We start from the raw sequence: 21666 nt of genomic DNA on the forward strand, positions 1-21666 counted from the left end.
AAACATTATGATCTACCTGCAACTCTTTTATACATTCTTCAAGATCGGACTATTTGGCTTCGGAGGCGGATATGCCATGCTCTCAATGATTCAGGGTGAAGTCGTGACACGCTATGACTGGGTTAGCACTCAGGAGTTTACCGACATTGTAGCCATCAGTCAATCCACTCCCGGACCTATTGGTATCAATGCCGCCACTTATGTGGGTTTTACGGCTACGGGCAGTGTCTGGGGATCTGTCATCGCCACGTTTGCAGTAGTGCTCCCCTCTTTTATCCTGATGCTCACCATCAGTAAGTTTTTTCTGAAATACCAAAAACATCCTGCCGTAGAAGCTGTTTTCAGCGGACTCCGCCCTGCTGTGGTAGGACTGCTGGCGTCGGCAGCACTGGTCTTGATGAATACGGAGAATTTCGGTTCACCGACAGGGGATACTTATACATTTGTAATCAGCATTATCATCTTCTTAGTGGCCTTTATCGGAACGAAAAAGTACAATGCCAACCCGATTCTGATGATTATTGCCTGCGGAATAGCAGGACTGATATTATATTAGGAGAGGATTGATGAACCACAGGATGACACATTGATGAACCACAGAGTTTTCAGACAAAAGAACATAAGAACAAATAAAGAATAGCCTGTTCTTTTGTTCTTATGTCTAAAAAAAAGCTCTGTGTTACTCTGTGGTGAACTACTTTATAATTTCACCTTCTTACTTACCGATTTCGATTCATTGTGCAAGCGGTCGAGTGCTGTCACAACATAACGGTATTTGGTCTTTCCGTCATCGTAGGGAAGTTTATAGAAATTGTTTCGGGTAATGGCAACGATATGCGAAGCGTCATCAATGTTCACTTTCTCTTTTCCATCAAAACGGTAAACCACATATTGCACGGCACGGTCCATCTCGTCTTTTGCTTTCGGAGCAGTCCAGAAAAGCATATAGCCATCTTCCGTCCACACTTTTTTCACTTTACGCACCTTGCCCGGAGCCTTATCGTCCATAAAATCGAAGACAGGAACCAGAGCAGGATACTTATGATACTCTTGCACAAGTGCGTCCCGATACTTCCCGGCATTTTCCACCACAGCGCTTGCCGGCCATTGGCAACTTCCGCCGATAGTCTGATAAGCTCTTTCCAGAGCCATCTTGCGAGGCAACTGATTGATGGACGGATTTTTCGGATCGGCATTCTGAACCGTATTCATTACGGATTGGCCGATGAACAAAGGACGGTTCTCCGTATTCTTTGCCCACCACTTCACCAAGGTTTCATAATCGGCAGCGGGATGACCTATCTGCCAGTATATCTGCGGGATATTATAATCCACCCAGCCATTACGCGCCCAGAGCAATACATCGGCATACAGGTCATCGTAATTCTGCAAACCATTTGTTTTACTACCCAACGGATCGTTCTTCTCGTTACGGTAAATACCGAACGGACTGATACCGAATTTCACCCAGGGTTTCAAGCCACGGATGGTTTCATGAATCTTCTGGATCAGTATGTTCACGTTGCTTCGGCGCCAGTCGGCACGGTTGGTGAATCCTCCGCCGTAACGGGCAAAGCTCGCATCATCGGGGAAGTCGACACCCTTTGCCGGATAAGGATAAAAGTAGTCGTCCATATGGATGGCATCCACATCGTAACGCGAAACAATGTCTGCCACCACCATACAGATGTGACGGCGGCTCTCGGGCAATGCCGGATCAAAATACAATTGATTATTGTAGGTGACAAACCATTCAGGATGGATATTGTACAGGTGATTGGCTGCCAGTTCACTCTTGAGCGATGTCTTTACCCGGTAAGGGTTGATCCACGCATGGAACTCCATTCCCCGTTTATGGCATTCGTCAATCATAAACTGCATCGGGTCCCAATAAGGCGAAGGCGCCTGTCCCTGCACACCGGTCAGGAAACGGCTCCACGGCTCCAATTGCGAAGCATACAAGGCATCCGCTTCGGGGCGCACCTGAAATATGATTGCATTGATACCTGCTCCCTGCAAAGAGTTGAGCTGATCAATGAGTGTCTGTTTCAGCTTCTCGGTAGGTATGCCACGGAACTGACCATTCACTGCCTGTATCCACGCTCCGCGGAATTCTCTCTTCGGATAAGGGCTTTGTTGTTGGATTTGTGCCCCCACTCCTGTTGCAAGGAAGAGAGCTAAAAGAAGAATCAATTTTCTCAGGTTCATAATCGGTTTCATAAAAATGTGGTGCAAAGATACAATTTTGCTCCTCATTTGCAACGGCTAAGCGAGCAATTCACTATTCGCAAGGTGTTTTTAAGATAAAAGTTCCTTTCTCTGTTAGGTTAAACGTTTCCGACTCGTTATCTTTGCAGTCCAAGTAACGAAAACGCTTATGACTGACAGTAAATACATCTCCATAAAGGGGGCCAGAGTCAACAATCTGAAGAATATTGACGTAAACATTCCCCGCAATAAACTGGTGGTGATAACCGGCCTTTCCGGTTCCGGAAAATCATCGCTTGCTTTCGACACCCTCTATGCCGAGGGACAGCGCCGCTATGTAGAAAGCCTCAGCAGTTATGCCCGCCAGTTCCTGGGCCGAATGAGCAAACCGGAATGTGACTTTATCAAAGGGATTCCGCCTGCCATCGCCATCGAACAGAAGGTAAACAGCCGCAACCCGCGCTCCACGGTGGGTACTTCGACCGAAATCTACGAGTACCTGCGCCTGCTTTATGCCCGTGTGGGCAAAACCTACAGCCCTGTCAGCGGTGAAGAAGTGAAAAAACACTCCATCGAGGACATTGTAAACTGCATGCTCTCATATCCCGAAGGAACCCGCTACACGGTGTTGACGCAGATTTTCCTGCACGACGGACGCACACTTGAACAGCAATTGGAGATCGACCAGAAACAAGGTTTCAACCGTCTTGAAGTGAACGGTGAGATGGTGCGTATCGACGAATACGCTGCCGGCAAAGACGACGTAGTCTACCTTCTCGTCGACCGAATGACGGTGGCAACAACCAAGGATGCCGTCAGCCGCCTGACCGACTCGGCCGAAACAGCCATGTACGAAGGCAATGGCATGTGTATGCTTCGCTTTTATCAACCGGACGGATCGACCCGGCTTCACACCTTCAGCACCAAGTTCGAGGCCGACGGCATCATATTTGAAGAACCGAACGACCAGATGTTTTCGTTCAACTCACCGATCGGTGCCTGTCCGGTATGCGAAGGATTCGGCAAGGTAATCGGCATCGACGAACATCTGGTAGTGCCCAACCGTTCGTTGTCGGTCTACGACGGAGCCATCGTCTGCTGGCGGGGCGAGAAGATGGGTGAATGGCGCGAAGAACTGATTCACAATGCAGAAAAATTCAACTTCCCGATTTTCACCCCTTACTACGAGCTGACCGATGAACAGCGCCGGGTGTTGTGGGAAGGAAACCAATATTTCCACGGCATCAACGACTTTTTCAAGATGCTTGAAGAGAACCAGTACAAAATTCAATATCGTGTGATGCTGGCACGCTATCGTGGAAAGACGCTTTGTCCGAAATGCCACGGTACCCGCCTGAAACCCGAAGCGGGATACGTGCGCGTAGGTGGAAAAAACATCTCGGAACTGGTGGACCTGCCCATCACCGAATTGCAGAAGTTCTTCGATTCGCTTGAACTGAACGAACACGACCAAGCCGTGGCACGCCGCATCCTGACAGAGATCAACAGCCGCATCCGTTTCCTGATCGATGTGGGATTGGGGTATCTCACCCTGAACCGGCTCAGTAATTCGCTCTCGGGCGGCGAAAGCCAGCGCATCAACCTGGCCACTTCGCTGGGAAGCAGTCTGGTGGGCAGTCTCTACATCCTCGACGAACCCAGTATCGGGCTTCACAGCCGGGATACGGACCGCCTGATCCACGTACTCCGCCAACTCCAACAGTTGGGCAATACGGTAGTGGTGGTGGAACATGACGAAGAGATCATACGTGCAGCGGACTACATCATCGACATCGGCCCGAATGCCGGCCGGCTGGGCGGACAGGTAGTCTACCAGGGGGATATGAAAGATTTACAGAAAGGCAGCAACAGTTACACTGTGAAATACCTGCTGGGCGAGGAAAACATTCCCGTACCGGAACACCGCCGCCCGTGGAACAACTATATCGAGATAAAAGGTGCCCGCGAAAACAACCTGAAAGGAGTAGACGTACGCTTCCCACTCAATGTGATGACCGTCGTAACAGGGGTCAGCGGATCGGGAAAGAGCACACTGGTACGTGACATCTTCTACCGGGCGCTGAAGCGTGAACTGGACGAATGCACTGAACGCCCGGGTGAGTTTGCATCCATCGGAGGCGACCTGCGCAACCTGCGCAACGTGGAGTTTGTCGATCAGAACCCCATCGGTAAGTCCTCCCGTTCGAATCCGGTAACCTACATCAAAGCATACGACGAAATCCGTAAGCTCTGGGCAGATCAGCCACTGGCCAAGCAGATGGGCTATACGGCAGGCTATTTCAGCTTTAACAACGAGGGCGGACGCTGCGAAGAGTGCAAAGGCGACGGAACCATCACAGTGGAGATGCAGTTCATGGCCGACCTGGTGCTGGAGTGTGAATCATGCCACGGCAAACGCTTCAAAGCCGATACGCTGGAAGTGAAGTTCCAAGATAAAAACATTTATGACGTACTGGAGATGACGGTCAACCAAGCCATCGAGTTCTTCACGGAACACGGGCAAAAGAAGATCGTAAAGAAGCTGATCCCCCTGCAGGATGTCGGTTTGGGATATATCAAGCTGGGACAATCATCGTCCACCCTCTCGGGAGGAGAGAACCAACGCGTGAAACTGGCTTATTATCTGAGTCAGGAGAAAGCGGATCCAACTTTGTTCATCTTCGACGAACCGACCACCGGACTGCACTTCCACGATATACGCAAGCTGCTCGACGCATTTGATGCGCTGATCCGTCGCGGACACTCCATCGTGATCATCGAGCACAACATGGATGTCATAAAATGTGCCGATTACGTGATAGACCTCGGACCGGAGGGCGGAGACAAAGGCGGTAATATTGTGGCAGTCGGGACACCGGAAGAGGTGGCTGCCTGTGCGGCAAGTTATACGGGACAGTTCCTACAAGAAAAGCTTAATACACTGTAGTTCAAGCTAATTAGAGAGCTTCAAATAGGTTTAAAGGAGCCCCCGTTGGTTTAAAACCAACGGGGGCTCCTTTAAAATGCGACAATCAGAAGTAGAATCCGAAGCCTACTTTCAGTCCGAACTTCGACAAATCACTGTCTTTGAAACTCAAATCATAATAGACAGCCGGTTCGATGGTAACAGTCCGTGTCAGGAAAAACGCATAGCCAGCCTCCGCACCGAAGGCAAAGTCGGTCGTGTCTCCTACTTTCCAGTTATAGCGGTTCATCTTCAACCCGGCCCCCAGATAAATGCCGCACTTATCGAAATAATATCTGCCACCCACGCCCAGTGTGTATTTATCTTCCGGTTTGCTCCAATTGGCTCCGGCCGTGAGCATCAGCGCCACATTGTCCACCAGGAAAGCACCGCCTTGCGCCTGCAATCCGAACTGGGTTTTCTCAGACTTGCTGTACGAAAGTCCAAGTCCCGTCACCGAGGGATTCACAATCCACTTTCCTTTCTCAAACTGTGCCTGTGCCGTCACTGAAACGACAAGCAGACATACGATCCACATTAATTTCTTCATAACGTTTCTACTTTTTCAGGTTATTCATATGTTCTTCCTCCCGGCGGCGCTGCTGCATCTGTTCTTTTTTTCTCAGCACCAGCCAAAGAACCAGAACAATGACATACGAAGCAGCCAGGGTGAGATATTTCTCCGTGTCGCTCACCTCATGATTGCGAGGTAGCAGATAAGCCGCTGTTGCAGATACATAGATCAGCAAGGCGACAGTAACCCAGGTTGACTTTTTTACTTTCTTCATCTTTATACGAATATCGAGTTTATTTTTTATACGAGTATCAAATCCCTTTTTTCCAAACAATAAACCAAACGGCTCCAATCAGTGTACAAACACCTCCTGCCACATACGAAACCCAATGTGACAGTCCTAATCCTTCGGGGGCGATGCAGATATAAGTGGAACAGACAGCTGTCATAAACAGAGCGGGAACCAATGTCAAACCATACCACTTGCGGGTACGTGCCAAGTAGACTGTGATGGCCCAGAGAGTAAAGACCGATAAGGTCTGGTTGGCCCAGGCAAAATAGCGCCAGATCATGTCAAACCCGTCTTTATCACGCAAACTGTAAAGCAACAGCCCGATGGCGGCAACGAACATCGGCACACAAATATACAAACGGCGACGAATGCTTTTTTGTTCCAGTTTCAGGAAATCGGCTACGATCAGGCGTGCCGAACGAAACGCGGTGTCGCCCGACGTAATAGGCGCCGCAATCACTCCCAGAATGGCAAGCACCCCACCTACCGCACCGAGCCAACCTTTCGTTATGGTGTCTACAATGACAGAAGCATTGTTCTCTTCCATACCGTGTTCACGATAAAAATAAGTCGCGGCGGCAGCCCAGATCAGCGCCACGATACCCTCGGTAATCATGGCACCATAAAAGACAGGACGTCCATGACGCTCGGAAGTCATGCAACGTGCCATCAGCGGGCTTTGGGTAGCATGAAATCCGGAGATGGCTCCACAGGCAATACTGACAAACATAATCGGGAAAATGGGTAACGCTGCTGCATCCGGATTAGTATTCTGTAAGCCGTCCCACAACTCCGGGATGACCGGATGATAAACATAAAGCATCACCAGGATACCCACCGCCATAAACAACAAAGCTGCAGCGAACAAGGGATATATCTTTCCGATGATTTTATCGACCGGAAGCAGAGTGGCAAGAATATAATAGATGAACACCACAATGATCCAGAAAGTAGTGTCGAGACTGTCGGGAGTCAACTTCGCCAGCAGTCCTGCCGGTCCCGCCACAAAGACCGCACCTACCAGAATCATCAGGACAACGGTAAAACCCCGCATCACCTGCTTGGTAGTCATCCCCAGATAACGGCCGACAATTTCAGGCAAGCTCTCACCACCATTACGCAGAGAGAGCATTCCAGCGAAATAATCGTGTGTAGCACCGGCAAAGATACTTCCCAATACAATCCACAAATAGGAAGCGGTACCAAACTTCGCCCCCATAATTGCGCCAAAGATGGGACCGAGACCGGCTATGTTTAAAAATTGAATCATAAAGATTTTCCAAGTAGGAAGGGGAATATAATCCACTCCATCGGCATGTGTCAGTGCCGGGGTCTTTCGGTCGTCGGGGCCAAAGACACGCTCCACCAATCGTCCGTAAATGAAGTAGCCTGCAACCAATGCCAGCAGGCAAATTGTAAATGTAATCATGGCGTGTTGAATTGTTAATCAGCGCAAATGTAACATAATCTGTCGAAACTACACAACTTTACAAAGGGTTTTGCTAACTTTGCGGACTTCTGTTCACCACGGAAGGCAGTTTAAAAGACGTTTCACCGCAGATTACACAGATTAATACGAATTAATACGGATTGATACGGATTCTTTAACCGGATTCTCAATGAAATAAATTATCAATCTGTGTTAATCCGTGTAATCTGTAGTGAACATCAAAACCATTATATTTATGAATACCATCTATAAAAGCCATAACGACTCTTTCTCAGTGAAAAAGAGAGCCGGAAGAGGAACATCCCTCCTCTTTCTTTTTCTCCTCTCCTTACTTCCGCTCCATGCGCAGACCTCCCCGAAACACGAGGTACGGGCTGCCTGGATCACTGCCGTCTACGGACTGGACTGGCCACGCACCAAAGCAACCACTCCCGCAGGCATCCGGCGGCAGAAGGAGGAGCTGATCGACATCCTCGACCGCCTGAAAGAAGCCAACTTCAATACAGTCCTTTTCCAGACACGTACCCGTGGAGATGTACTCTACCGTTCGGACATTGAACCTTTTAACTCCATACTGACCGGCAAGGTCGGCGGCGATCCCGGATACGACCCTTTGGCCTTCGCCATCGAAGAGTGCCACAAACGGGGTATGGAGTGTCATGCCTGGATGGTGACCATCCCACTTGGAGGCAAGAGACACGTAGCCTCACTCGGCAAACAATCGGTAACCAAACGCCAGCGGGACATCTGCGTACCTTATAAAAACGAATATTTCCTCAACCCCGGACATCCCGCCACCAAAGAGTATCTGATGAAGTTGGTACGTGAAGTGGTCAGCCGCTACGACGTGGACGGAGTTCACTTCGACTACCTCCGCTATCCCGAAAACGCGCCCCGCTTCCCGGACAGTTACGACTTCCGCCGCTACGGTAAAGGACGTTCGCTGGCACAATGGCGCCGTGACAACCTGACGGACATTGTGCGTTACATCTATAACGGAGTGAAAGCCATGAAGCCCTGGGTGAAGGTGAGCACCTGCCCGGTAGGAAAATACCGTGACACCTCACGATACTCCTCCAAAGGCTGGAATGCTTTTTTCACCGTTTACCAGGATCCGCAGGGATGGCTGGGCGAAGGCATTCAAGACCAGATCTACCCGATGATGTATTTCCGCGGCAACGGCTTCTACCCCTTTGCGCTCGACTGGCAGGAGCAAAGCAACGGACGCCACATCGTGCCCGGGCTGGGAATCTACTTCCTTCATCCCGACGAGGGTAACTGGACCTCCGAAGAAGTGGAACGCCAGATACATTTCATCCGCGCCAACCACTTGGCAGGCGAAGCGCATTATCGGGTAAAGTACCTGATGGACAATACCCAGGAAGTATACGACATCCTCCGGGAGCAGTTCTATCAATATCCGGCACTGCAACCGCCCATGCCGTGGATCGACAACGCGGCTCCTACCGCACCGTCGGAACTAAATGTAGTTTCCACCGGCGACGGATATACCCGGCTCAGCTGGAAAGCTGCCACGGATAATGACAGGCAGAATGCACCGATGTACATAATTTACGCTTCGGACACCTATCCGGTGGACATTACGAACCCGGAAAACATTCTCGTACAAAACCTGCGGGACACGCACTACACCTATGCTCCCATCCGTCCGTGGATGGCCCGGAAATATTTTGCCGTCACGGCAGTGGACCGCTGCGGGAATGAAAGTGAGGCATGCAGATAGCACGTCTCAGTCCTCCACAAGGATATATGCCCGGTAACGGCTCGTCTTCAGGACGGGGACCAATGGCAGATACCCCTTCACCACCCTGCCGTCTTCCGTATGCAGCGGGTGCCCGGTCTTCATCGCATTGTGTTCCTGCAATGCCTGCCCGTCGGATGGATAATAAGAGACACGAAACACCCCCGAAGCCCCGGATTGTACATAACGGTCGTATATCAGGCGGGACACAAGCCCCATATTCATGCGCAAATTGATTTCCACACAAGGATGGATGCGAAACTCCGGAAGAGCCCCGGACCGGCAAATCATCATATCCACCCCCAGATAACCGGCATATTCATTCCCTAAAGAGGCGGACAACTCTTTTTCCAACTCCTTTTGAATCCGGAACAAAGCATCCACAGGCACGTAAGCCGACAATCGCCGTTCGATCTCCGCGTCGGACAGCAGACAGTTGCCTTCATAAGCTCCACCGACATTGGTGTGAAACAAAGAATATCCGGCAAAACGAACCTTCCCCTCCCCATCGGAGCAGAACTCCATCGCAAAATCTTCCACCTTATTATATATAGGTTCGCCAACAACGCCTCCCTCCCGGTCTATGATCCGGGCACACCAGCGCTCTATAAGAGGAGTGAACTCTCCCTTACACCAGTTCAGTCCCTTACCGCTTCCGGACAAGGGCGCTTTGAGCAGACAGCATTCCCGATCCTCTATAAATGTACGGCAATCGGACAAAGTCGTCAGGTAGAAAGACTCTCCGCAAAACCTTTCATCCACTTGCAGATGTGGCAACAGCTTCACAGCCTGCGACCGATGGGAGAGGTTGCGCAACCGCTCCATCTCGCCCACCGAAGGAAGAACAGCATCGGATATCCCCAACGAAAGCAAACGCTTCCGGAGTGCCGGATTCCATCCCCAGGGAATTACCGAACGAACGTCAGAAAAATCCTCTGCCTGAGTCCTTAAGGAAACAGGGAGTGGAAAAAGCCGGAGCATCTCTTCCAGAAAAGGCTGGTTATAAGCAGACGGAGCAAGCACACTGCACTCCCCGTCCGCAAACCATATCGGGAGCAGCGCCAACTCTTCTGCCATCTTGCGGGCAGAAGCAGGCGCCATATAATTGGTCTCACCACTGGCGAGAGCCAGATCCTGATCCGGATTAAACAGGTAAAGAAGGTTTGTCATTACAATCAATCATTTAAAAACAGGAAGTGCCATTAATCTTGTCAAACGGATGGTCTACTGTCCTTTTGTTTCCATTTCCGGTTTTTCACTTACAAGCCTTTGGGATACAAAGAGGCAACCGGCCGAAAAACCGATAAGTTTCCCGCAAATATATGCACAAAAACGCACATAAAGCCGGATAAACCGTCACTTTCTGCCGGGCAAAGGCTCACTTACTCCCGGGCAAAGGCTCTGCTATCCCCAGAGGGTGTGTCGGAATTCACCACAGAGGACACAGAGGACACAGAGTAACATAGAGTGAATTTTAAGTTATTGACCATCAATATTCTTATTCTGTGATAATCTGTGTAATCTGTGGTGAAAAGAATTTTGCCCCCCCCAAAGCAACGATTGATTATCCGCAAACAAAGGCTCTTCTCCCCTTCCCCGACTCTATTTCCTCTCTCCCAGCGAAGCATTTCAAACTAACAAAAGAAACCCTTTTTCAAACAAATACCGGCAAAAACTACCGAAAACAAAAAACAATGTTTATATTTGCAAGCAAACACTGAAGTAGACAAGCAAAAGCATAATTGCCCGATTGAACTGGCTGCGTTTTTTCAGAAGCAGCTTGCCGTTGACCCGAAATAACGCCTCTACCACCTATTAGGAATACCGTTTTGACAAAATGAAGCAAAAGATAAACTTGCTAAACGAAACTACAATTTTGCTATCTCTACTTTGCAATTTCTAAAAAAAGGCTTATATTTGCCCCCCGAAAAACCCAAGAAAAGAGATGGAAACATTCTACCGCACACATGCCTACCTTGTTGAGCACACCAATGCCCCGGTCCGCCGCGACTTAATGGACGAAATAAACTGGAGTGACCGACTGATTGGTATCAAAGGAACACGTGGCGTGGGAAAAACCACTTTCCTGCTTCAATACGCCAAAGAGAAATTCGGAACCGACCGTTCATGCCTCTTTATCAACATGAACAATTTCTATTTCTCCGGACACAGTATCGTCGACTTCGCCAATGAATTCCAAAAACGGGGCGGAAAGGTATTGCTGATCGACCAAGTATTCAAGCATCCCGACTGGAGCCGCGAATTGCGTATGTGCTACGACCGTTTCCCCAATCTGAAAATTGTATTCACCGGTTCATCCGTCATGCGCCTCAAAGAAGAGAATCTGGAGTTGCGCGACATTGTGAAGAGCTACAACCTCCGGGGCTTTTCGTTCCGCGAATTTCTGAACCTGCAAACAGGCATGAAATTCCGCCATTATACACTCGAAGAGATATTAAGCAGCCACGAACAGATAGCCAAGGGAGTACTTTCAAAGGTCCGCCCGTTGGATTATTTTCAAGACTACCTCCACCACGGTTTCTACCCCTTCTTCCTTGAGAAACGCAATTTCTCGGAGAATCTGCTCAAAACCATGAACATGATGGTAGAAGTAGATATCCTGCTTATTAAACAAATTGAGCTGAAATATCTCTCAAAGATAAAAAAATTATTATATTTGTTGGCTGTAGACGGGCCGAAGGCCCCAAACGTAAGCCAATTGGCAAGCGACATACAAACATCACGCGCCACGGTGATGAATTACATCAAATATCTGGCCGACGCACGACTGATCAACCTGGTCTATCCCAAAGGGGAAGAATTCCCCAAGAAACCATCGAAGATTATGCTGCACAACCCCAATCTGATGTATTCCATCTACCCTGTAAAGGTGGAAGAACAAGATGTGCTGGACACTTTCTTTGTAAACACGATGTGGAAAGACCATAAAGTGCACAAAGGTGACAAAAACACCTCGTTCATGGTAGACGAAGTGATGCCTTTCAAGATATGCTGCGAAGGGGCGAAGATCAAGAACAACCCCGGAGTGACGTATGCTTTGCATAAGGCCGAAATTGGCCGTGGCAACCAGATACCTCTCTGGATGTTCGGTTTTTTATATTAACATCTAATCTCAGTCATTATGGATTACGAAAAGCTTGAACAACTGAAACGCCTCCACGACAGCGGAGCGTTGAACGATGAAGAATTTGAAAAAGAAAAGAAAAAGATATTGGATGAAGAAGATGCGGGTAAACCCACAACCGTACTCCCCATGGGACTGACGGAAAATACTTATCTGGCACTGATGAACTTCGCCATGTTCATACCGTATGTAGGCTGGATTGCCCCCATTGTACTTTGGATCATGGGCAAAGAAAGTTCCGCACCCGTCAACCGCCAAGGTAAATACATCCTGAACTGGTACATCAGCTGGTTTCTGTACGGCATCGTGCTGACGGTACTCTTCATCATATTCATGTTCAGCGGCATAGTATCCATAAGCGATATGAATTATGAAAACGACCAGAGTTCTCCATTGGCGGTCCTCTTGGGCATATTCGGCGGAGGAGCCGGAATTCTGCTTCTCCTGATACTCGGAGTAGGCTGTTTCCTGTGTCTGCTGTTCCCTATCATCGGAGGCATCAAAGGGCTGAACGGAAAAACATGGAAGTATCCGCTTTCCATACCGTTTTTGAAATAAACAAATAAATTACTTACTTAAATATTATTTTTAGTTATGACTAAACAGAAGAAATTCATCACATGTGATGGTAACCAGGCTGCTGCGCATATCTCGTATATGTTTTCAGAAGTAGCTGCCATTTACCCCATCACTCCTTCTTCTACGATGGCTGAATACGTAGACGAATGGGCTGCCGCAGGACGTAAGAACATCTTCGGCGAAACAGTATTGGTACAGGAAATGCAATCTGAAGGTGGTGCGGCAGGTGCTGTTCACGGTTCTCTTCAGGCCGGTGCACTGACTACTACTTACACTGCTTCTCAGGGTCTTCTTTTGATGATCCCGAACATGTATAAGATTGCCGGTGAGTTCCTGCCTTGCGTATTCCACGTATCGGCCCGTACACTGGCTTCTCACGCACTGTGTATCTTCGGTGACCATCAGGACGTAATGTCTGCACGCCAGACAGGTTTCGCCATGTTGGCTGAAGGCTCTGTACAGGAAGTGATGGACTTGGCCGGTGTTGCACACCTTGCCACAATCAAAGCCCGCGTTCCTTTCATGAACTTCTTCGACGGTTTCCGTACTTCACACGAAATCCAGAAGATCGAAATGCTGGAAAACGAGGACCTCGCTCCGCTGGTTGACCAGGAAGCTCTTGCTGAATTCCGTGCCCGTGCGCTGAACCCGATGAATCCGGTTGCCCGTGGTATGGCCGAAAACCCTGACCACTTCTTCCAGCACCGCGAATCATGCAACAACTACTATGACGCTGTTCCTGCCATCGTTGAGGAATACATGAACGAGATTTCCAAGATCACAGGACGCAAATACGGTTTGTTCGACTACTACGGAGCCGAAGATGCAGAACGCGTAATCATCGCCATGGGTTCTGTAACCGAAGCTGCCCGCGAAGCTATCGACTACCTGACCAGCCAGGGCGAGAAAGTAGGTTTGGTTGCAGTTCACCTGTACCGTCCGTTCTCTGCCAAACATTTCATGGCTGCCGTACCTAAGACTGCCAAAACAATCGCAGTACTCGATCGTACAAAAGAACCGGGTGCTAACGGCGAACCTCTGTATCTGGATGTTAAAGACTGCTTCTATGGCACAGAAAATGCTCCGGTTATCGTAGGTGGTCGTTACGGTCTGGGTTCTAAAGACACTACTCCTGCCCAGATCATCGCCGTATTCAAGAATCTGGCTATGCCGATGCCGAAAAACCACTTTACTATCGGTATCGTAGACGACGTAACTTTCACATCTCTTCCTCAGGAAGCAGAAATCGCTTTGGGCGGCGACAGCATGTTCGAAGCTAAATTCTACGGTTTGGGTGCTGACGGTACGGTAGGTGCCAACAAAAACTCAGTGAAGATTATCGGTGACAACACTGATAAACACTGTCAGGCCTACTTCTCTTATGACTCTAAGAAGTCAGGAGGTTTCACTTGCTCTCACCTGCGCTTCGGTGACGACCCTATCCGTTCTACTTATCTGGTAAACACTCCGAACTTTGTGGCTTGCCACGTTCAGGCTTACCTGCATATGTATGACGTAACCCGTGGTTTGCGTAAGAACGGTTCGTTCTTGCTGAACACCATCTGGGAAGGCGAAGAACTGGCAAAGAACCTGCCTAACAAAGTGAAGAAATACTTTGCACAGAACAACATCTCTGTATATTATATCAACGCAACCCAGATTGCACAGGAAATCGGTTTGGGCAACCGCACCAACACCATCCTCCAGTCTGCTTTCTTCCGTATCACAGGCGTGATCCCCGTAGACCAGGCTGTAGAACAGATGAAGAAATTCATCGTGAAATCTTACGGTAAGAAGGGTGAAGACGTTGTGAACAAGAACTACGCAGCTGTTGACCGCGGTGGCGAATACAAGACTTTGGCTGTTGACCCGGCTTGGGCTAACCTGCCGGATGATGCTAAAGTTGAAAACAACGACCCGGCATTCATCAACGAAGTGGTTCGTCCGATCAACGCTCAGGACGGAGACCTGTTGCCTGTATCTGCATTCAAGGGCATCGAAGACGGAACCTGGTATCAAGGTACTTCGAAATACGAAAAACGCGGTGTAGCTGCTTTCGTACCGGAATGGAACGCAGAAAACTGTATCCAGTGTAACAAGTGTGCTTACGTTTGTCCTCACGCTTCTATCCGTCCGTTTGTACTCGACGCAGAAGAGCAGAAAGGTGCAAGCTTCGAACAACTGAAAGCTGTAGGCAAAGCATTCGACGGCATGACATTCCGTATCCAGGTTGACGTTCTCGACTGTCTGGGTTGCGGTAACTGTGCCGACATCTGTCCGGGCAACCCGAAGAAGGGTGGCAAGGCTCTGACTATGAAACACCTTGAAAGCCAGTTGGCTCAGGCTGATAACTGGACTTACTGTGCAGACAACGTGAAGAGCAAACAACACTTGGTAGACATCAAGGCTAACGTGAAGAACTCTCAGTTCGCTACTCCATTGTTCGAATTCTCGGGAGCTTGCTCAGGTTGCGGTGAAACTCCGTATGTGAAACTGATTTCTCAGTTGTACGGTGATCGCGAAATGGTTGCCAACGCTACCGGATGTTCTTCTATCTACTCAGGTTCAGTACCTTCAACTCCATATACAACAAACGCAAAAGGACACGGTCCGGCTTGGGCTAACTCACTGTTTGAAGACTTCTGCGAATTTGGTCTGGGTATGGAACTGGCTAACGAAAAGATGCGTGCACGTATCGTGAAGTTATTCAACGAAATCCTGGCAGCCGACAATGCTCCGGCTGAAGCTAAGGAAGTATTGAAAGCATGGATTGAAAACATGTACGATGCAGACAAGACCAAAGAACTGGCTCCGCAGATCGAAGCAATCATCGAACAAGGTATTGCGGCAGGTTGCCCGATCAGCAAAGAACTGAAAGGTCTGACTCAATACTTGGTTAAACGCAGCCAGTGGATCATCGGTGGTGACGGTGCTTCTTACGATATCGGTTACGGTGGTCTCGACCACGTTATCGCTTCGGGTAAGGACGTTAACATTCTGGTTCTGGATACAGAGGTTTACTCTAACACAGGTGGTCAGTCTTCTAAAGCCACTCCGGTGGGCGCCATCGCTAAATTTGCCGCTTCCGGTAAACGCGTACGTAAGAAAGACCTCGGCCTGATGGCTACTACATACGGTTATGTATATGTTGCACAGATCGCTATGGGTGCTGACCAGGCTCAGACTCTGAAAGCTATCCGCGAAGCTGAAGCATATCCCGGACCGTCACTCATCATCGCTTACGCTCCGTGTATCAACCACGGTCTGAAAGCCGGTATGGGTAAGAGCCAGGAAGAAGAAGACAAGGCTGTTAAGTGCGGTTACTGGCACTTGTGGCGTTACAACCCGGCGCTGGAGGCTGAAGGCAAGAATCCGTTCACGCTGGATAGCAAAGAACCGAACTGGGATGACTTCAAAGGCTTCCTGAAAGGCGAAGTTCGTTACGCATCGGTTATGAAACAGTATCCTGCAGAAGCAGAAGAACTGTTCCAGGCTGCCGAGGACAACGCTAAGTGGCGTTACAACAACTACAAGCGTCTGGCCAACCAGGCTTGGGGTGTTGCTGAATGATCTTTGATCAGATAATATAACTCTCAAAGGGGGAAGGGACTAAAATAGGTTCTTTTCCCCTTTTTTGCCAAATAGAAATGAATAGGTTTCACCACAGATTACACAGATTAACACAGAACTCTTAATTCGATATATTGACGAGATAAATTATCAATCTGTGTTAATCCGTGTAATCTGTGGTGACCCCCAAACGGAATAATTATGAACATAACCATACGACCAACCCGACTTGAAGAACTCGACCAAGTGATGCCATTCTACGAACGTGCCCGCCGCTTTATGGCTGCCAATGGCAATGCCAACCAGTGGATCAACGGATACCCCGCTTCCGACGACATCCGGCAGGACATCGAAAACGGGGACAGTTATGTATTTGTAAATGAAAACGGGGAGTTGGAAGGTTGCTTTACCTTCATCCGGGGAGAGGACCCCAACTATAAAGTTATCAAAGACGGCGCTTGGCTCAACGATGCCCCTTACGGGGTAATCCATCGCATCGCATCCGGCGGACGGGTAAAGGGATTGATGGACTTATGCCTGGAATGGTGTTCGTCCCACTGTCCGAACCTGCGTGTAGACACTCACCGTGACAATAAAGTTCTCCAAAACATTCTCTTGAAAAACGGTTTCACCTATTGTGGCATCATTTATGTGAAGAACGGTACGGAACGGCTTGCCTACCAACGCACCGCCGTTACCCGATAGACAGAACTCAGAAGTTGGATTCCCGGACACACATATACCGCTTATGATTCAGGAATCCAGCTTTCTATCAGTTCCCGGTGTTCATCACGCCATTTTCGGACAAGGTCTTCTTCGTCCATCCGTGCATCTTTCAATGCTTTCATCAACGAACTGATCTCTTCTGTAGTGAATTTAATATTGCTGAAAAACTTTGCCGCAAAAGGATCTTTCTCCGTAAATCCTTTCCATCCGACGACATAGATAGATTCCACATTCCCATAAGTACCTTTCGGATCATGCAGGAACTTCAGGGGATAGCGGTCGAACATCCAATGCGGTGTCCATCCGGTGATGACGATCCACGATTCTTTATCCATGGCTTTCTGCAAGGAAGCCAACATGGTAGAGCTACTGGAAGTAAGCAACTTATATCCATTGAGCCCATAGTCCGCAATAGCCTTATCCGTAGTTTTCATAATGCCCGCTCCGGCATCGATCCCGACAATCTCAGAAGAGAATTGCCCTTTATGGGAAGCGAGTTCTCCGATTGAGTCGATACTGACGTACTGAGGCACTACCAACCCGACCCTTGCACTGTCATATACCTCACCGATAAACTCGATCTGATCGCCATACTGACCCATGTAGTCTTTCATCGTCACAGGCAGCCAGGCATCCATAAACACATCCGCTTTCCGACGCGAAACCGACGCGAAGATGGGGGCCACATCCGCATTGAGCAGTTCTACCTCATACCCCTGCTCTTCCAGCACCACTTTGGCCAGATGACTCATGGCAATGCCCTCCAGCCAGTTGGCATAGGCGATGCTTATCTTCTTTTTCCCGGTATCCGGGTTACAGGCCGTACACATCACGGCCAGTAACAACAACAAACTTCCTATTATCCTATATTTCCGCATATCGATTCTTTCTCCTTTCTATTTTTTGTTCTTACGACGAACCATCCCTTGGGTAATCCGGTCCAAAATAATTGCCAGTATCACAACCGCTATACCTCCTTCAAAGCCCAAACCGATTTTCATCTGGGTAATACCCTTCAGAACGATTTCGCCCAAGCCGCCTGCCGCAATCATAGCTGCAATGACAACCATAGAAAGAGACATCATAATCGTCTGGTTCACTCCGGTCAGGATAGTGGGCAAGGCCAGAGGCAACTGCACTTTATAAAGCAGCTGCCACCGGGTGGCCCCGAACGAACGCGAAGCCTCTACCACGTTCTTCGGTACCTGGCGAATGCCAAGTCCCGTCAGCCGAATCACCGGAGGCATTGCAAAGATGATGGTGGCAAACACTCCCGGCACCACTCCCAGCCCGAAAAACAGGACGGCAGGTATCAGGTAGACAAAGGCAGGCATGGTCTGCATCAGGTCCAGTATGGGGTGTATCACTTTCTCCGCACGGTTACTGTTTGCCGTCCACACCCCGATGGGCCCCCCCACGATAAGGGCGAGACAGGTAGATGACAGCACCAGTGCCAATGTCTGCATGGTGGCCTCCCAAAAGCCCATACCGTAGATAAGCAGCAACCCTAAAAGGGTGAAAACCGCCACCCCGCGCCCGGCTTTCATCCATGCCAACAACACCATTGCAGCAATGGTCAGATAAAAGGGGATACCAAACAAGATATGCTGAAACCCATTGATAAAACTGCCGATGCCCAGATTCAGCGCATCGAAAAAAGCGGAGAAGTGTATCATCATCCAGTTGATGAGTTCTTCAATATATTGTCCTATGTTGATCATAATTCTATTGCATTTTGAATGATTTCATTGATTTCCTGTTTGTTCTTTCCGGTCACTTCGAAAATGAGCGATGACAAGGGGACGACTCCCTGAAATTCACGGCCTTCGTTCACTACCCAGATAGGCGAATTGGTTTTGGTCATCAGCGGCAGGATGTCTTCCAATATCGTATCTCCCAGCACCGAATGCACTTCTTCGCGAACGACCGACTCTATTGACTTCACCTGCTCTTTACGCAACCGGAGCAAATCCTTTAAACGCACCTCTCCCACCAACACATTGTTTGCATCTACCACAGGCAACACGGTCAGATTATGTTCGAACATTTTACGGATCAGAACTTCCGGCCCTTCTTTCTTCAACCGGGCCACGAGGGGTTTATCAACCATCACCGAAGAGGCAGTAATGATCTTGCTACGATCCACACTCTCCACGAAGCGTTCCACATAAGCATTCGCCGGCTCTGTCAGAATCTCCTCCGAAGTACCTACCTGCACCACTTCCCCATCCTTCATGATGGCAATCCGGTCGCCCAGCTTGATGGCTTCATTCAAATCGTGAGTAATAAACACAATGGTCTTTTTCATTTTAGACTGTAAAGTCAGCAATTCATCCTGCATTTGTATACGGATCAAAGGATCGAGGGCAGAAAAAGCTTCATCCATCAGCAGCACTTCAGGATCGTTGGCCAGAGCACGGGCCAGCCCGACGCGTTGCTGCATCCCGCCGGACAGTTCGCCGACCATCTGATTCTCGTAACCTTTCAAACCCACCAACTGCATACTTTCCATCGCTCTGTGCTCACGTTCCTGTTTTTTCACTCCTTGCAGCTCCAGCCCGAAAGCTATGTTATGCAACACCGAACGATGGGGCAACAGTCCGAAATGCTGGAACACCATAGCCAGTTCTTTTCTCCGAATACGGAGCAGCTCTTTATCGGTAACATTCGAAATATCTCTTCCATTGATGATTACCTCACCGGAAGTAGGTTTTATCAATCGGTTGATACAACGCAGCAAAGTGGATTTCCCACTCCCCGAAAGTCCCATAATCACAAATATCTCTCCCTCCCGGACAGAGAGGTTTGCATCTTTTACGGCAACCGTGCATCCGGTTTCCTTTAAGATCTCACTCTTGCTCTTTCCTTCTTTCAACATACGCAAAGCATGCTGCTTGTCGTTGCCAAAAATGAGATACAAGTCTTTAATCGTTATTTTACTCATACATAATAGGGTTTAGATTATTAAAAAACGGACCGGGCGGCCTACACACACGAAAACAAACACTTCTTTATAGTAAAAAAGTTGATACCGGAAAACAACGGTTGTGTTGTTCCCCCGGTCAAATATGATTTCTTAACCCGGTTATTACAGACAGGATTCCTGTCAACAGATAGTTACTATATCCCGAAAGTCAAATTCACATCCATACACAGGTATTACCCAAAGATGTGTGTACGGACAATTAAATAAACAAGCCGAGCGTTCAAATAGTTCATCACATTATTTTCGATGAACACGCCGCATGTACATAAACTGCCACAAGAAAGCCGGCATCACCCCACTCAAATACTGTCGCTCTTCCACCTGTGAAGTTTAAGGTCGACACAACCGTTTTTTCGGAATGAAACACCTTCATCGGACAACAGTTGCCGTTGTTCATCCCATCCGGGCACCAATCGTCCTATAGCATTGACTACCCGATGACAAGGAAGGCTTAAACCGGCAGGTACCTGCTTCAATGCACGCCCCACCATACGTGAATATTGCGGCATCTCGAGCAAAGCGGCAATATCACCATAAGTAACAACGCTACCGGCAGGAATTTCACGCACGACACTGTATACTTCATTGCAAAAAGTTTCGGACAAATTAGATTTATTTTCTTTATAATCTTTCATGGGTGTATCGCTTTTATGCAGCAGGTTCTTTTATAATCCGCTTCTTTTTAAAAACTCCGTCGGGCTTTCACCGAACTGTTCTTTGTAGCATTTCGTAAAGTAGGAAGGTGACGTAAAACCCACTTCATATCCAACCTCTGCTATCGTCATGTCCGAAGAGGCCAGCAGCGAAGCCGCTTTCTTAAGCCGTGCCATGCGAAGCAGTTCGTTCGGCGCAAAATTGGTGAGCGACTTGATCTTCCGGTAGAGCTGAACACGGCTCAGCCCCATCTCCTTGCCCAAATCTTCCACATTCAATTCCGAATCACCCATCTTTGCTTCAATCAGCGACTTGAACCGTTCGACAAAATCTTTATCCATATCGCAGATATCCTCTTTGGCCAATGTCTGCCGGTCGCCAAAGAACTGCTTCATGCGCCGTCGTGACTCAATCAGATTGCGGATACGGGTCAGCAGCAACTGCGAACTGAAAGGCTTGGAAATATAAGAATCGGCTCCACCGGCATATCCCTGAATACGCTGCTCGTCAAGCGAACAAGCTGTCAGCAGGATCACGGGAATGTGGCAGGTCTGCAATTCCCCCTTCAACCGCCGACAACATTCGATACCATCAATCCCCGGCATCATCACATCGGAGATGATGACATCGGGAACATACTTCATCGCTTTACGGATTCCTTCGGTCCCGTCCGCAGCTTCGATGACGGAGTACTCCGAATTGAGCAATGTGTGCACATAAGCACGGATGTCAGCATTGTCGTCGATCACAAGTACAGAAGGTTTGGACGGATCATTGAAGTTCTCCGCTTCATCCTCCCGGAGCAGGTTATCCAC

Annotated in this window: 16 protein-coding genes and 1 pseudogene; 7 read left to right on the top strand and 10 right to left on the bottom strand. The window is 48.8% G+C overall.

Features of this window, described 5'->3' with window-relative positions; translation table 11 throughout:
• The first annotated feature begins 7 nt into the window (after positions 1-7).
• The gene (locus KO473_RS14900) at positions 8-556 is read left to right on the top strand and encodes a chromate transporter (protein ID WP_005780686.1); all 549 of its coding nucleotides are present in this window, start codon (positions 8-10) and stop codon (positions 554-556) included.
• A gap of 143 nt (positions 557-699) precedes the next feature.
• Here KO473_RS14900 and KO473_RS14905 read toward each other — a convergent pair whose 3' ends face one another.
• The gene (locus KO473_RS14905) at positions 700-2208 is read right to left on the bottom strand and encodes a glycoside hydrolase family 10 protein (protein WP_005807709.1); all 1509 of its coding nucleotides are present in this window, start codon (positions 2206-2208) and stop codon (positions 700-702) included.
• A 169-nt stretch (positions 2209-2377) separates the two neighbouring features.
• On the opposite strand from KO473_RS14905, the gene uvrA reads away from it, so the two are divergent.
• Positions 2378-5155 carry an excinuclease ABC subunit UvrA gene (gene uvrA, locus KO473_RS14910; protein ID WP_005780689.1) on the top strand — a complete coding sequence of 926 codons (2778 nt, stop codon included), beginning with the start codon at positions 2378-2380 and terminating at the stop codon, positions 5153-5155.
• Positions 5156-5240: 85 nt separating this feature from the next.
• Here the strand turns inward: uvrA and KO473_RS14915 are convergent, their stop codons facing one another.
• Genes KO473_RS14915 through KO473_RS14925 form a run of 3 tightly spaced genes read right to left on the bottom strand, consistent with a single transcriptional unit; the run spans position 5241 to position 7408 of the window.
• Positions 5241-5723 carry an outer membrane beta-barrel protein gene (locus KO473_RS14915; protein WP_005780691.1) on the bottom strand — a complete coding sequence of 161 codons (483 nt, stop codon included), beginning with the start codon at positions 5721-5723 and terminating at the stop codon, positions 5241-5243.
• Between the two features lie 7 nt (positions 5724-5730).
• Positions 5731-5961: a hypothetical protein gene (locus KO473_RS14920; RefSeq protein WP_005780694.1), complete on the bottom strand. Its 231-nt coding sequence runs from the start codon at positions 5959-5961 to the stop codon at positions 5731-5733.
• A gap of 37 nt (positions 5962-5998) precedes the next feature.
• A complete protein-coding gene (locus KO473_RS14925) occupies positions 5999-7408 on the bottom strand; it encodes a carbon starvation protein A (protein WP_122130183.1) in 1410 nt (469 codons plus the stop codon).
• 256 nt (positions 7409-7664) lie between these two features.
• On the opposite strand from KO473_RS14925, the gene KO473_RS14930 reads away from it, so the two are divergent.
• Positions 7665-9173 (top strand): glycoside hydrolase family 10 protein, encoded by a 1509-nt coding sequence (locus KO473_RS14930; protein WP_122130184.1) that lies wholly within the window; start codon positions 7665-7667, stop codon positions 9171-9173.
• A 6-nt stretch (positions 9174-9179) separates the two neighbouring features.
• On the opposite strand, the gene KO473_RS14935 is transcribed toward KO473_RS14930, so the two are convergent.
• On the bottom strand, positions 9180-10361 hold the full coding sequence (locus KO473_RS14935) for a hypothetical protein (protein WP_181996017.1): 1182 nt from the start codon (positions 10359-10361) through the stop codon (positions 9180-9182).
• A 775-nt stretch (positions 10362-11136) separates the two neighbouring features.
• On the opposite strand from KO473_RS14935, the gene KO473_RS14940 reads away from it, so the two are divergent.
• From KO473_RS14940 to KO473_RS14955, 4 genes are all read left to right on the top strand, one after another.
• Positions 11137-12315: an ATP-binding protein gene (locus tag KO473_RS14940; protein WP_005780701.1), complete on the top strand. Its 1179-nt coding sequence runs from the start codon at positions 11137-11139 to the stop codon at positions 12313-12315.
• An 18-nt stretch (positions 12316-12333) separates the two neighbouring features.
• Positions 12334-12894 (top strand): DUF4870 domain-containing protein, encoded by a 561-nt coding sequence (locus tag KO473_RS14945; protein ID WP_122130185.1) that lies wholly within the window; start codon positions 12334-12336, stop codon positions 12892-12894.
• Between the two features lie 36 nt (positions 12895-12930).
• Positions 12931-16485 (top strand): pyruvate:ferredoxin (flavodoxin) oxidoreductase, encoded by a 3555-nt coding sequence (gene nifJ, locus KO473_RS14950; RefSeq protein ID WP_005807720.1) that lies wholly within the window; start codon positions 12931-12933, stop codon positions 16483-16485.
• 201 nt (positions 16486-16686) lie between these two features.
• Complete coding sequence (locus KO473_RS14955; protein WP_032529962.1) at positions 16687-17190, top strand: acetyltransferase; 504 nt, start codon at positions 16687-16689, stop codon at positions 17188-17190.
• Between the two features lie 41 nt (positions 17191-17231).
• Here KO473_RS14955 and KO473_RS14960 read toward each other — a convergent pair whose 3' ends face one another.
• From KO473_RS14960 to KO473_RS23800, 5 genes and pseudogenes are all read right to left on the bottom strand, one after another.
• Positions 17232-18089: a glycine betaine ABC transporter substrate-binding protein gene (locus KO473_RS14960; RefSeq protein WP_101603398.1), complete on the bottom strand. Its 858-nt coding sequence runs from the start codon at positions 18087-18089 to the stop codon at positions 17232-17234.
• 18 nt (positions 18090-18107) lie between these two features.
• Positions 18108-18932, bottom strand: coding sequence for a proline/glycine betaine ABC transporter permease (locus tag KO473_RS14965; RefSeq protein WP_101603399.1), 825 nt, complete (start codon positions 18930-18932; stop codon positions 18108-18110).
• Positions 18929-20155, bottom strand: coding sequence for a glycine betaine/L-proline ABC transporter ATP-binding protein (locus KO473_RS14970; RefSeq protein ID WP_101603400.1), 1227 nt, complete (start codon positions 20153-20155; stop codon positions 18929-18931). The genes KO473_RS14965 and KO473_RS14970 overlap by 4 nt, the downstream gene beginning before the upstream one ends.
• A 341-nt stretch (positions 20156-20496) precedes the next feature.
• Positions 20497-20832: an MGMT family protein gene (locus KO473_RS14975; protein ID WP_101603401.1), complete on the bottom strand. Its 336-nt coding sequence runs from the start codon at positions 20830-20832 to the stop codon at positions 20497-20499.
• Between the two features lie 30 nt (positions 20833-20862).
• Positions 20863-21627 (bottom strand): annotated as a pseudogene (locus KO473_RS23800) (response regulator); the annotation flags it as partial.
• Positions 21628-21666: the final 39 nt, after the last annotated feature.

The sequence above is a fragment of the Bacteroides sp. HF-4919 genome, from assembly GCF_018860125.1.